At 67.5% G+C, this 12,441-nt stretch carries 15 protein-coding genes, 1 tRNA gene and 1 other RNA gene; 8 read left to right on the top strand and 9 right to left on the bottom strand.

Features of this window, described 5'->3' with window-relative positions; genetic code table 11:
- Positions 1–18 precede the first annotated feature (18 nt).
- Positions 19–1,530: a GTPase HflX gene (hflX, locus tag ASF87_RS13660; RefSeq protein WP_042541761.1), complete on the top strand. Its 1,512-nt coding sequence runs from the start codon at positions 19–21 to the stop codon at positions 1,528–1,530.
- A gap of 9 nt (positions 1,531–1,539) precedes the next feature.
- Here the strand turns inward: hflX and ASF87_RS13665 are convergent, their stop codons facing one another.
- Positions 1,540–2,208 carry an SIMPL domain-containing protein gene (locus ASF87_RS13665; protein ID WP_056376630.1) on the bottom strand — a complete coding sequence of 223 codons (669 nt, stop codon included), beginning with the start codon at positions 2,206–2,208 and terminating at the stop codon, positions 1,540–1,542.
- Between the two features lie 142 nt (positions 2,209–2,350).
- On the opposite strand from ASF87_RS13665, the gene ssrA reads away from it, so the two are divergent.
- Positions 2,351–2,720, top strand: a transfer-messenger RNA (tmRNA) gene (ssrA, locus tag ASF87_RS17540).
- A 62-nt stretch (positions 2,721–2,782) separates the two neighbouring features.
- Here ssrA and ASF87_RS13670 read toward each other — a convergent pair.
- Positions 2,783–3,637, bottom strand: coding sequence for a hypothetical protein (locus ASF87_RS13670; RefSeq protein ID WP_056376631.1), 855 nt, complete (start codon positions 3,635–3,637; stop codon positions 2,783–2,785).
- 87 nt (positions 3,638–3,724) lie between these two features.
- Between ASF87_RS13670 and ASF87_RS13675 the strand changes: the two genes are divergently transcribed.
- Positions 3,725–4,039 carry a DUF7882 family protein gene (locus ASF87_RS13675; protein ID WP_056376632.1) on the top strand — a complete coding sequence of 105 codons (315 nt, stop codon included), beginning with the start codon at positions 3,725–3,727 and terminating at the stop codon, positions 4,037–4,039.
- A gap of 30 nt (positions 4,040–4,069) precedes the next feature.
- On the opposite strand, the gene ASF87_RS13680 is transcribed toward ASF87_RS13675, so the two are convergent.
- Positions 4,070–4,633 carry a hypothetical protein gene (locus ASF87_RS13680; RefSeq protein WP_056377033.1) on the bottom strand — a complete coding sequence of 188 codons (564 nt, stop codon included), beginning with the start codon at positions 4,631–4,633 and terminating at the stop codon, positions 4,070–4,072.
- Positions 4,634–4,655: 22 nt separating this feature from the next.
- Entirely contained in the window at positions 4,656–5,453 is a 798-nt protein-coding gene (locus tag ASF87_RS13685; protein WP_056376633.1) for an inositol monophosphatase family protein, read from the bottom strand.
- 147 nt (positions 5,454–5,600) lie between these two features.
- Here ASF87_RS13685 and ASF87_RS13690 point away from each other — a divergent pair.
- Positions 5,601–5,673 (top strand) — tRNA-Lys (locus tag ASF87_RS13690).
- A gap of 106 nt (positions 5,674–5,779) precedes the next feature.
- Positions 5,780–6,193 (top strand): protease inhibitor I42 family protein, encoded by a 414-nt coding sequence (locus tag ASF87_RS13695; protein WP_157550115.1) that lies wholly within the window; start codon positions 5,780–5,782, stop codon positions 6,191–6,193.
- A 7-nt stretch (positions 6,194–6,200) separates the two neighbouring features.
- Here ASF87_RS13695 and ASF87_RS13700 read toward each other — a convergent pair whose 3' ends face one another.
- Genes ASF87_RS13700 through ASF87_RS13715 form a run of 4 tightly spaced genes read right to left on the bottom strand, consistent with a single transcriptional unit; the run spans position 6,201 to position 9,200 of the window.
- Entirely contained in the window at positions 6,201–6,674 is a 474-nt protein-coding gene (locus tag ASF87_RS13700) for a YbaK/EbsC family protein (RefSeq protein ID WP_056376635.1), read from the bottom strand.
- Between the two features lie 34 nt (positions 6,675–6,708).
- Positions 6,709–7,935: an MFS transporter gene (locus tag ASF87_RS13705; RefSeq protein WP_056376636.1), complete on the bottom strand. Its 1,227-nt coding sequence runs from the start codon at positions 7,933–7,935 to the stop codon at positions 6,709–6,711.
- The gene (locus tag ASF87_RS13710) at positions 7,932–8,369 is read right to left on the bottom strand and encodes a MarR family winged helix-turn-helix transcriptional regulator (protein ID WP_056376637.1); all 438 of its coding nucleotides are present in this window, start codon (positions 8,367–8,369) and stop codon (positions 7,932–7,934) included. The genes ASF87_RS13705 and ASF87_RS13710 overlap by 4 nt, the downstream gene beginning before the upstream one ends.
- 45 nt (positions 8,370–8,414) lie before the next feature.
- Positions 8,415–9,200, bottom strand: a complete 786-nt coding sequence (locus tag ASF87_RS13715; RefSeq protein WP_056376638.1) for an IclR family transcriptional regulator — start codon at positions 9,198–9,200, stop codon at positions 8,415–8,417.
- Positions 9,201–9,303: 103 nt separating this feature from the next.
- Between ASF87_RS13715 and ASF87_RS13720 the strand changes: the two genes are divergently transcribed.
- From ASF87_RS13720 to ASF87_RS13730, 3 genes are read left to right on the top strand one after another with little or no spacing between them, the layout of a single operon-like run.
- Complete coding sequence (locus ASF87_RS13720; RefSeq protein WP_056376639.1) at positions 9,304–10,077, top strand: CoA transferase subunit A; 774 nt, start codon at positions 9,304–9,306, stop codon at positions 10,075–10,077.
- Position 10,078: 1 nt separating this feature from the next.
- The gene (locus tag ASF87_RS13725) at positions 10,079–10,729 is read left to right on the top strand and encodes a CoA transferase subunit B (protein WP_200933761.1); all 651 of its coding nucleotides are present in this window, start codon (positions 10,079–10,081) and stop codon (positions 10,727–10,729) included.
- Positions 10,730–10,752: 23 nt separating this feature from the next.
- Positions 10,753–11,955 (top strand): acetyl-CoA C-acetyltransferase, encoded by a 1,203-nt coding sequence (locus ASF87_RS13730; RefSeq protein ID WP_056376640.1) that lies wholly within the window; start codon positions 10,753–10,755, stop codon positions 11,953–11,955.
- A 4-nt stretch (positions 11,956–11,959) separates the two neighbouring features.
- Here ASF87_RS13730 and ASF87_RS13735 read toward each other — a convergent pair whose 3' ends face one another.
- Entirely contained in the window at positions 11,960–12,238 is a 279-nt protein-coding gene (locus tag ASF87_RS13735) for a hypothetical protein (RefSeq protein WP_042541749.1), read from the bottom strand.
- Positions 12,239–12,441: the final 203 nt, after the last annotated feature.

Genomic DNA, 12,441 nt, shown 5'->3' on the forward strand with positions numbered 1-12,441 from the left:
CCCAGAGATTAGGGACGGATGACGGAGACCACCACACACTCCACAGGTGACGAAGCAGTCGATCGCGTACTCGCGAATGCGGAGAAGCGGACGGAGGCTCGTGTCTTCGGCGCCGCGCAGGCGCTGCAGGACCAGTCGACGGCCTCGCATGCCTCGTCGGACGGCGACCAGTGGGACCTCGAGGATCGTCATGCGCTGCGGCGCGTCGGCGGTCTCTCCACCGAACTAGAAGATGTCACAGAGGTCGAGTACCGGCAGCTGCGCCTTGAGAACGTGGTGCTGGTCGGCGTGTACCCGCAGGGGGCCCAGGACGATGCGGAGAACTCGCTTCGTGAACTGGCGGCCCTTGCTGAGACCGCAGGCGCGGTCGTGCTCGACGGCGTTCTGCAGCGACGGCCGCACCCGGATGCCGCGACCTACATCGGCCGAGGCAAGGCGCAGGAGCTGAAGGGCATCGTCGCAGCCACCGGCGCCGACACCGTGATCGCCGACACCGAACTCGCCCCCAGCCAGCGACGCGCCCTCGAGGACGTCGTCAAGGTCAAGGTCATCGATCGCACCACCGTGATCCTCGACATCTTCAGTCAGCACGCCAAGAGCCGCGAGGGCAAGGCGCAGGTCGAACTGGCGCAGCTCGAATACCTGCTGCCGCGTCTGCGCGGCTGGGGTGACTCGATGAGCCGCCAGGCGGGTGGCCAGGTCGGTGCCGGCGGCGCCGGTATGGGCTCGCGCGGCCCCGGTGAGACGAAGATCGAGCTCGACCGTCGCCGGATCCGCACCAAGATGGCGCTGCTGCGCCGACAGATCCGCGACTACGGCCCGGCGCGAGAGGCGAAGCGGGCCGAGCGCAAGCGCAACACGATTCCGTCCGTCGCGATCGCGGGCTACACCAACGCCGGCAAGTCGAGCCTGCTCAACGCCCTGACGAGCGCCGGGGTGCTCGTGGAGAACGCGCTGTTCGCGACGCTGGACGCGACGGTGCGCCGGTCGGAGACCTCAGACGGACGTGTGTACACGCTGACCGACACGGTCGGGTTCGTTCGCAACCTTCCGCACCAGCTCGTGGAGGCGTTCCGTTCGACGCTCGAAGAGGTCGGCGAGGCGGATGTCGTGCTGCACGTGGTCGACGGATCGCACCCCGATCCCGCCGGTCAGCTGCAGACCGTGCGTGACGTGATGGGCGACGTCGGCGTGCGTGACATGCCGGAGATCGTCGTCTTCAACAAGGCGGATCTCATCGCCGACGATGAGCGTCTCGTGCTGCAGGGCCTCGAGCCCAAAGCGCATTTCGTCTCGTCGCGTTCGGGTGAGGGCATCGAGGAGCTTCGAGCAGCCATCGAAGAGGCGCTTCCGAAGCCCGCCGTCGAGGTTCACGCGGTGGTTCCGTATGACCGCGGCGATCTGGTCGCGGCGATCCACGAGACGGGGATGCTCCTGTCGGTGGATCACAGCGAGCAGGGCACGGTCGTGCATGCGCGTGTGTCGGAGCGGCTCGCGGCCGATCTCGCACCCTTCGCCGTGAGCGCCTGACGGCCCGGATCAGCGAGCGAGGAAGCGCGCCTCCACGGTGGCCGAGATGACGATCTCGTCAGGCTCGTACTCCATCGACGCACCGCCTGTGTCGGATTCCTGCATCATGGCGCCGCGCACCTTCGCCATGCCGGAGAACGGCTGGACGGGTGTCGGCGCGATCAGCCCGACATCGGCGATCTCCACAGGCACGACGGTGCCGAGTCCGAGCGCCGTCGCGTACGCCTGCGCGCGTGTGACAGCCACTCCGACTGCCGCCGCCGCGACCTCGCGCTCGATCCGCGAGCGCGTCTCGGTCGTGAGATGCCAGTCGACCCATCCGACCTCGACTCCGTCCCACGGCGAGACGTCCGATACCCAGAGCGAGAGCTCGGACGCCTCGGCGAAGGTCGCAGTCAGATCGATGCTGGCGTAGTGCACGGGGGCGAGACGCTTGCCTTCGTTGTTCCACGGACGTTCGGCGCGCACGGACAGTCGCTTGCTCGACCAGTCGACGACGACACCGGTGTCATATCGTGCGACGATGCTCTCGCGCACAGGCTCGGTGAGACGCATGACGCGGTCGACGACTGCTGCTCGCTCGGCGCCTTCGGCGCGGACGCTGACGCGGATGGTGGCGCGCTCGGGCGCGATCCGCGCCTCATGCTCGCCCCGGACGGTGACGGTGACTTCGCTCATGTCGCGACTCTACGCCAGCGCACTGAGGAGCCCAGGAATGGCGCAGCCGCCGCGAACGTTGTAGTCTATGACGCTCGGGGACTCGCGTTCCCGAGGTGAAAAATCAACAGTGTGACAGCGGCTCCTTCGAGAGAAGGACCACGGGGCTGATCGGTTTCGACAGCGCCTGTGAATCCACGAGAAGCGGGCCGAGGATGCAGAGTTATCTCGTAAACGCTCTCTGCAAAACAATAGTTGCCGAAACCAAGCGCAACGACTTCGCCCTCGCTGCATAAGCGAGCCCGATAGTCCGTCAGGCCGTATGTGATTCCGATACGGATCCTGGCGTCATCTAGGAATCTTGCTGCGTGATGGCGTCTGGACGTCACGTGGGACTCTTCCCAGGCTGGGCTCGTCGACTTAGGTGTCTGTGACAAAGGTCGGAGCCGAGCAGAACGTCTTCACAGACTGCGCCCGGAGAAGGCGTGGAGACTCAGCGTTGGACGGGGGTTCGATTCCCCCCAGCTCCACCACGTCGCTGTCACAAGCAAGAAGGCCCGCCTCCCTGGTGATCAACCAGGGAGGCGGGCCTTTTTCAATCGCCGGCGAGTCGGGCGAGGGCACTCTGCGCGGCGCGGAGATCGTCCTCCGCGTCTCGTACGCGCTGCGCGAGTGCTTCCTGCTCGGTCTCCGCCTTCTCGGCCTGACCTCGTGCACGTTTCGCATCGCGCCGCACCTTCGCCAGTTCTGCCTCGAGTTCCTGCTCGCGATGTGTGAGCTCGTCGACGCGCACGGATGCATCCCTGAGCGCCCGGTCCGTTGTGGCCGCCTCGCGGACCACGCGATCGTGCGTCCTCTCCGCCTCTCGGACGGCCCGTTCCGCATCCCGCCGCTCTCGGCGAGCCTTGACCTCATCGAGAGGCTTGGCGGCGACCGCGGGGGCGGCAGGAGCGCCCCCGCCGACGATGCTGTCGGCGATGTCTGCGAACGTGCCGGCCGGTTCCAATTCCCGCACCAACCGAGCGGACGCGACGGCGGCCGCAGCGGTCGGATCGAAGAAGGCGGCGCTGATGGTCTGCTGCACCGCCTCTCTCGTCGAAGCCGTGATGCGCTGTCCGCGCGCTTCGGCGAGTTCGGCGGCGTCCGCGGCGAGCCTGTTGGTGAGGGCGCGCCGGTCGCGTCCGAGCTGTGCGAGAGCGCGAGCGTCCAGATCCGCCTGCGCTTCGCGCAGTTCTTCGGCGAGTAGCAACGCCTCTCCGAGTTGCGAGCTGCGTTCGTGCGCGAAGACGTTCACCACCCAGGCCGCGACCGACGGCTTCTTCAAGGCCCGGATTCGGGCCGCGAGAGCGGGGTCCTCGGTGCCGGCGGCGTGGGCGTTTCGTGCGGTGATGAACTCGGTCGGCGAACCTGTGTAGAGCGTCACCGCGATGTCAGCGAGCTCCGAATCCATGCGAGCGACGATACACCGCTCATGATCGGCTCTTCGGGGCCGCGGCGCGTGCGCACCAATCGCCGTCCGATCAGTATTCTGGTTTGCATGGCAACGCTGTTCTATGGCGCGTCCGACGTTCCGATCCACATCGAGGATCGAGCACTCGCGCATCTGAAGATCGTCATCGCGACCAAGCTCCGCCGACAGGAGAGCTTCACGCTGTCGTGGCGCCACCCCGAGGGAGAGCCGGGCGGGCGGTCCACCATCTGGATCCACCCGTCGATCCCGCTGCGCTTCACCTTCGACGAGCCGGAGCAGCCGCAGCTGAACCCACGCTGGATCGACGATCTCATGCAGTCGGTGAACTCCACCGGCGGCATTCTCCTGGTGGACGAGGTGATCGACGCGCCGGTGCGATGAGCGCACCGAAACGGGCGGACTGGAGTGCCGTCAGCCGGCCCATTCGATCAGGATCAGACCCTGGCGGGTATCCGCGAACTTGACCCATCCGTCGCCGAACAGGTAGGTCATGCCGTATCCGTCTTCGTCGGTGCCCATGGCGAACTGCGGGTTCTCGGTGATGTAGATGCCGTCGGGGCCGTCTTCTCGGGTCCAGCCTTCTGCCAGCAGGGAGGACTGCGCGGAGGCGGCATCCTCTGCGCTGATCGTCGACCATCCGTAGAGCTGGCCATGGTCGGAGGCGACGCTGTAGTCGGCCCAGAAGCAGAGGAGGCCATCGGCGAGCGTCACGCCGCCGACCACGAATTCCTTCTCCTCGAACGTCCACCCCTGATCGGTGAGCACCTTCACCGTGCCGGCCGACACGATCGTGTCGCAGGTGGGCTCCGCCGCGGATGTGGGGGTCGGAGACGCCACGGGCTCGGCTGTGGCCGAGGGGGAGGGTTTCGGCGCGTCCGGAGTGGGCGAGGCGGATCCGTCCGGCGTCCCGGCACAGGAGGTGAGCGCGACAGCGAGCAGCAGAGCGCCCAGTGCGGCGGAGGTGAAGCGGTTCATCGCGCGAGCCTTCATCCGGGGGTCAGTCGTGCAGGAGATCGAGGAAGGCCTCGTGGAGGATGCCGTTGGTGGCGAGTGTGGAGAGATCCGAGATCGTCTCCGCACCGTCGAACCCGGTCATCCGACCGCCGGCTTCCCGCACGATCGGCACAGCGGCGGCGACGTCGTACTCCTTGACGCCGAACTCTGCGACCATGTCGATTCGCCCCTCGGCAAGGAGCATGTATGCGTAGATGTCACCGTACGCACGATCGCGCCACACGCGATCGGCGAGCGTCAGCAACTGGTCGATGTGCCCGGACTCAGCCCACTGGGCGATGCTCTGGAAGCTGACGCTGGCGTCGTCGAGAGACGACACGGCGGACGCTCGGATGCGGCGCGGCTCGGCGTCCGTGGCGGTCCACGCTCCCGAACCTGCGGCGGCCCACCAGCGGCGTCCGATGGCAGGCATGCTGACGACGCCGACCTGCGGGATTCCGTCGACCGCGAGGGCGATCATGGTGCCCCACAGCGGCACTCCGCGGAGGAAGTTGGCGGTGCCGTCGATCGGGTCGATGATCCACTGCCGGTGGGTGCTGCCCTCGGCGCCGAACTCCTCGCCGAAGATGCCGTCGTCCGGCCGCTCGGTCGCCAGGAGCGAGCGGATCGCCCGCTCGGTCGCGAGGTCGGCGTCTGTGACATGCGAGTTGTCGGCCTTGGTCGAGACCTCGAGGTCGGGACTGTCGAACCGGGGGAGGGATTGCGCGTCGGCGGCATCGGCGAGTCGGAGGGCGAGTGCGAGGTCGCGAGAGAAGTCGTCGACGCGGGGGGAGGCGGTCACGAATCCAGGATAACCGCCTGAACAAGGGAGTCTGAGAGGGCTTGACATGGGGCGACACGCGCGGCTGACGCGGACGACCCGGCTCGATTTCGTCCGGCGGCGATCCGCTGGTAATGTAATTCCTCGGCCGGGGAATTCCCGGGCCACGCACCTCTAGCTCAATCGGCAGAGCAACTGACTCTTAATCAGTGGGTTCTCGGTTCAAGTCCGAGGGGGTGCACGGATCAGCCTCGATGACTCTCGCCAGTCATCGGGGCTTTTCTGCACCCACGGAGATGCCGGGAATCATGCACTCGGTGCGCTAGCGTGATGCAAACGCTAGGGGGATGGCCATGGGCAGACTGGTGAAGGCCTGCGCCGTCGTGGCGGTCGCAACATCTCTCGGTCTGGGACTGACGGGCTGTTCTGCGGCCGAGAAGACGGTCGCCTACACGACCTCGTCGGTCACACTCGCGCCCGGAGAAGCCCTCGTGGTCGAATTCGGTGAGATCAATCCGACAGTCGGCGATGCGTGGGTGATCACTCGCGAGCCAGACCCGGCCGTGCTCGGACCTGGCGATGAGCGATCCCGCTACCTCGGCCAGGACGGGGAGACCGGTGCTCCGAGCGAGGTCTCGTATCGGTTCGCGCCGGTCGGTGACGGCACGACGGTGATTCAGTTCGAATACGAGTTCCGCGGGGCGGTTCCCGAAGACGCAGACGATCAGCAGACCGCCGAGATCACGGTGACCGTGAAGTAGTGGTCGCTCAGTCGACCGCTATGACGTCTCCGTCGGTGAGGTGCTGAAGGGTCTCGAAGGTCAGCGGCATCACCGTATGCGGGTGCCCGGCTGCGGCCCAGATCTCTCCGTGCTCGCGAAGATCCTCGTCGATGTAGGTGCGCAGCCGCGTCGGATGCCCGACCGGTGCGACTCCGCCGATCGCCTGGCCGGTGGCCTCGCGCACGACGGATGCCGGTGCCATCGCGATAGTGGCGGCGCCGGTGCTGCGCGCCAGGACGTCGAGGTCGACCCGGTGACCGCCGCTCGTCATCACGAGAACCGGCGTCCCGTCGGCGACGAATACGAGACTGTTCGCGATCGCGGACACATCGCATCCGATCGCGGCGGCAGCCTCGGGGGCAGTCCGCGCGGAATCCGGCAGGATGCGGATCTCTGCCGGGACACCGGCATCGACGAGCTGCTGCTGCACGAGCCTGCTGCGCTCGGGGAGGTCGTTCATGACCCCAAGGTATCGAACGCAGCAGGCTCGAGTCTCACGCGGCGTCGCCCAGCAGGATCGCTTCGGCGTCTTCGACGGCGGCGTCATCCGGCTCGTCGTCGATGTGCGCGAGGATCCTGCGTCCGAGGAAGATCGTCAGCGCGGCGACCAGCACTGCGGCGGCTGCGACGAGATAGGGGACCGTCGCGTCGAGCGCGTGCCACAGGGCTGCCGCGAGCGGCGGAGCGATCGCTCCGCCGAGGAATCGTACCGAGGAGTACGCCGAGGAGGCCACCGATCGGGGCAGGTCCGTCGCCTCCATGACAGCCTCGGTGAGCACGGTGTTCATCACTCCGAGCAGCAGTCCGCCGACGACGATGCAGACGACGAGTGACGTGGACGACTCCACCAGGAACCCGGCGACGATCAGATCGACGGCGAGAAGCGGGAGAACCGTGAGGATCACACGGGTGCGGGACATCCGGCGCATGAGCAGCGGCGCGACCCACACGCTCGTGACCGCGAGCGCGATGCCCCAGCCGAAGAAGGTGAAGCCGATCCCCATCGCTCCGAAGCCGAGGGGGAACGGCGAGAAGGCGAGCAGGATGAAGAACCCGATGTTGTAGAAGAACGCCGCCGTGGCGAGCACGGCGAGGGCAGGCTTGCCGAGGGCCTTGAAAGGCGCCGAGAACGGCACCGGCGTGCGCTTCTCAGCGGGGCCGCGCAGAAGGACGAGGACCGCGAGGAACGCGATCGCCATCAGCACCACGACGCCGAAGAACGGTGCGCGCCAGCTCTGCTCGCCGAGGAGGCCGCCCAGGAGCGGGCCGATCGCGATGCCGAGGCCGAGAGCCGCCTCATACAGGATGATGGCCGCGGAGCTGCCTCCGGTCGCTGATCCGACGATCGTCGCCAGCGCGGTGGAGATGAACAGGGCGTTGCCGAGACCCCACCCCGCGCGGAAGCCGATGATCGCGTCGACACTGCCGCTGAGCGCGCAGAAGAGGGCGAACACGACGATCAGCGCCAGTCCGATCAGCAGTGTCTTCTTCGCGCCGATGCGGCTCGAGATCCAGCTGGTGACGAGCATGGCCAGTCCGGTCACCGCGAGGTAGCTCGTGAACAGCAGCTCGGTCTGGAACGGGCTCGCCTGGAGCGATTCTGCGATCGCGGGGAGGATCGGATCGACCAGTCCGATGCCCATGAAGGCGACGACGCACGCGAATGCGACGGCCCACACCTGGGCTGGCTGCTTCCACACTGAGGTGGCGGGGGTGTTCACTCTGTAGCTCCTGTCGACTCTGTGGTGGTGTGCGCTGCAAGGATCTCGGCAGCGCGGGTCAGGACGCCCCATTCGTCGGCCTTGAGGTCGGCGAAGCGCGGAGCGAGAGTGTCGCGGAACTCTTCGCGCCATGCCTGCAGCGCACGTGACCCTGCCCCGGTGATGGCGACGGCGATCGCGCGCGAGTCCTCGGCGTCGGGGGAGCGGAGCACGAGTCCGTCGCGCTCCAGATTCCCTATCAGCCGGGTCATACCGGGTTGGGTCGTGCGCGCCGCGGCCGCGAGCTCTCCGACCCTCTTCGGCCCGGCCTGCTCGAGCAGGCTCAGCACCCGCCACTGTGCGGCAGGTGCGTCGTTGCCGGCGTCCTGCGCGGCGATGCGGCCGAGCGCGTACCCCGAGAGCACGAGTGAGGGAATGACATCCTGACGATTCATACCACCGAGTATATACCGGTTGGTATGTACTGAGATCGGGTCAGGTCAGCGCCGTGCCCCGGCGATCCGCGCGGAGAGCTGGTGCGCGTGGGCGAGGAGCGTCCTGCCGAGGTCGCCGATCCGATCGGGTCCGAAGCGGAACCCGACGCCGGTCAGGCTGAGGGCCCACTCAGGCCGCCCCGACCGATCGAAGACCGCTGCGCCGATGCCCCAGCTTCCCTCGACGATGAGCCCGGGGTTCACCGCGTAGCCCCGCTCCTTCGTCTCCGCGAGGCGTGTACGCAGGGGGCGAGCGCCGTGTGAGCGGCCCCACGCGGTCTCCAGGTCGGGATGCCGTTCGAGATAGGCGTCCACATCGTGGTCAGGCAGGAAGGCCAGGATGGCGAGGCCGGCGCTTGCCACGCCGAGAGGGAATCGGACGCCCTCGCTCAACACGAACGACCGGATCGGGAAGGACCCTTCCTCGCGGAGCAGGCATACCGTCTCGTCTGCCCTGCGCACGGAGAGGAAGGCGCTCTCCTCCGTCTTGACCGCGAGTGATCGAACGATGTCCCGAGCGAGGGCAGTCACGTCGTAGCGTGCGGCCGCGACCGATCCCATGAGGAACAGCTCCGGGCCCGGCATCCAGCGAGCGGTGGACTCATCACGGTCGACCAGGCCTTCCGAGCGCAGCGCGGACAGGAGCCGATGGGCGGTGGAGCGAGACAGCTCAGCGGCTCGTGCGAGATCTTGCAGCGTCGCGCCGTCGTGCCCGCTGGAGGTGACCAGTCGGAGGAGCTTCGCGGCGCGGGCGATCGCTTGCGTTCCCGGAACGACGACGACGGATTCCATAATGTGGACGCTAAGCCCTGATGCGTCCACATCGCAAGAGCCGCCTATCTTCCGGGGCCCGAGAAGCGGATGCTGAACAGGTACGTCTTTCGAAGGAGAATGCGTGATCGACAAGCAGTGGGCGAATGCCGCGGAGGCGGTCGCAGACATCGGAGACGGTGCTTCCCTCGCCGTCGGAGGGTTCGGACTCTGCGGCAACCCGATCTCACTGATCGAGGCGCTGCTCGCCCAGGGCACGGCCGGACTCAGTGTCGTCAGCAACAACTGCGGAGTCGACGACTGGGGTCTCGGCATCCTGCTCGCTGCCGGACGAATCCGCAAGATGACGTCCTCGTACGTCGGCGAGAACAAGGAGTTCGAGCGGCAGTTCCTCTCGGGCGAGCTCGAACTCGAGCTGACGCCGCAGGGAACGCTGGCCGAGAAGCTTCGTGCGGGAGGATCGGGGATCGCAGCGTTCTTCACGCAGACCGGTGTCGGCACGCAGGTCGCCGAGGGCGGGCTTCCTCGGCGCTACAACCCCGACGGCAGCGTTGCGGTGGGGTCCCCGCCCAAGGATGTGCGCACCTTCGACACGCCGACAGGGCCACGTGACCATGTGCTCGAGGAGGCCATCACAACCGACTTCGCACTGGTGCACGCGCTGGCGGGGGACAGGCACGGCAATCTGATCTTCAACAAGGCGGCCCGTAACTTCAATCCGCTCGCGGCGATGGCCGGACGAGTCTGCATCGCGCAGGTCGAGCAGCTCGTGGAACCGGGCGAGCTGGACCCGGACCGCATCCATCTGCCCGGTGTCTTCGTGCATCGCGTCGTCGAGGTCGGCACAGACATCCCGAAGCGCATCGAGCGACGCACCGTCGCTGCGGAAGGAGTCTGACATGGCGCTCACGCGCGATGAGATGGCAGCACGCGCTGCCGCCGAGCTGCGGGACGGGTCGTACGTCAACCTCGGGATCGGGCTGCCGACGCTCGTGCCCAATCACGTGCCGGACGGCGTGACTGTCGTGCTGCAGTCCGAGAACGGCATCCTCGGGGTCGGGCCGTACCCGTCCGAGGGTGCGGTGGACCCTGATCTGATCAATGCGGGCAAGGAGACGGTCACGGTGCTCGCCGGCGCGGCGTTCTTCGATTCGGCGACGAGCTTCGGCATGATCCGAGGCGGAAAGATCGACGCCGCGATCCTCGGCGCCATGCAGGTGTCCGCGACGGGAGACCTCGCGAACTGGATGATCCCTGGAAAGATGGTGAAGGGCCCGGGTGGCGCGATGGACCTCGTGCATGGCGCCGCGCGCGTGATCGTCCTGATGGAGCATGTCGCGAGAGACGGATCGGCGAAGATCGTGCACGACTGCTCGCTTCCCCTCACCGGACGCGGCGTGGTCGACAGGATCATCACCGACCTTGCGGTCATCGACGTCACACCCGATGGTCTCGCCCTGGTCGAGCTCGCACCGGGCGTGACAGTGGAACAGGTCGTCGACTCGACCGAGCCGCCGCTCGCCATTCCCGCAGAGATGCTCGACCGATGAACCCAGAGAACGGAGGGGCTGAGATGAGCGCCCACGACCACCCGAAAGACCAGGACGTCGTCATCGTCGCCGCCGCGCGCACCCCGCAGGGGCGGCTCAAAGGCCAGCTGGCGAGCTTCACCGCCCCGCAGCTCGGTGCGTTCGCGATCAGAGGCGCGCTCGAACAGGGATCCATGGATCCCTCGGACGTCGACGCCGTGATCGTGGGTCAGGTCCTGGCGGCCGGGTCCGGCCAGAACGCCGCTCGACAGGCGGCGATCGGCGCCGGCATCGGCTGGGAGGTTCCGGCTCACTCCGTGAACAAGGTGTGCCTGTCCGGCCTCACCGCGATCATCGACGCGTCTCGGATGATCCGCACGGGCGACGCGGAGGTCGTCGTCGCGGCCGGGATGGAATCGATGACCAGAGCTCCGCACCTGCTCATGGGTTCGCGCGACGGATGGACGTACGGCAGCGTCGAGGTGCTCGACCATATGGCTTACGACGGCCTCACAGACGCCTACGACAAAGAGAGCATGGGCGCGTCGACGGAACGCCACAACGCCCGCTACGACCTGACCAGGGACGCGCAGGACCAGGTTGCCGCACTGTCGCATCAGCGCGCCGCGGCGGCGCAGGCGGCCGCGGTGTTCGACGACGAGATCGTGCCGGTGGCGGTGCCACAGCGCCGCGGAGAGCCGGTGCTCGTCACCGCCGACGAGGGGATCAGACCCGACACCACCGTCGAGTCGCTCGCAGGTCTCCGGGCGGCGTTCGCCGACGGCGGCTCGATCACGGCGGGCAACTCGTCTCAGATCTCCGACGGGGCCTCTGCGGTCGTCGTCACCACTCGCGGCACCGCGGAGGCCAAGGGATGGCCGGTGCTCGTCACCGTCGGAGCGAGTGGTCAGACCGCCGGCCCGGACAACTCCTTGCAGGCCCAGCCCGCCCGAGCGATCGAGCGGGCCTGCGAGAAGCAGGGGATCGCACCGGCGGATCTGGATGTCGTCGAGATCAACGAGGCGTTCGGAGCCGTGGTCGCACGATCGCAGGTCGAACTCGGTCTGAGCAGCGACGTCGTCAACATCCACGGCGGCGGCATCGCGATCGGCCATCCGATCGGAGCATCCGGCACGCGGCTCGTCGTCCACGTCGCTCATGAGCTCGCGCGCCGCGGTTCGGGCACCGCTGCCGTCGGGCTGTGCGGCGGCGGTGGTCAGGGTGAGGCGCTGATCCTCACACGCTGAGAAGTCAGCGCTTGAGGGGCTTGATGCCCTTCGACTCCTTCTTGGCCTGCTTCTCGTGCTCCCGCTGCTGCTTCGCGTAGACGGGCGAGTCCGGCGAGACGGGGCGTCCCTGCTTCGCCCGCCGGGTGTCGACGACCGCGCCGATCGCGAGGGCCAGGCTGATGCCCCAGCTCACCCACGCGAGCGCAGATCGCCACGTGAGCTGCGTGTCGCGGGAGCCGCGGAGCAGGGTGGTTCCCGTCATGATCGCGCCAAGGAGTCCGGTTCCCGAGAGGTAGTTCATGCCTTCACGCTACCTTCCGACCGCCTCACGGCGCTCAGCCTTGACAATCCGGCGCGAATTCTGTCAGTACGAAGACTCGTCGACCGAGGGCATCCAGAGACGGTTCTGACCCGCGCGGTACAATGGGGGAGTCGCGGCTCGCCCGCGGCCGCAATCCGTGTATCTACCGGCCGTCGGCTTTCCGACGGACAGCGGCGGCACCC

This window comes from Microbacterium sp. Leaf161 (assembly GCF_001423645.1).
In the GTDB taxonomy this organism is placed as follows: Bacteria; Actinomycetota; Actinomycetes; order Actinomycetales; family Microbacteriaceae; genus Microbacterium; species Microbacterium forte.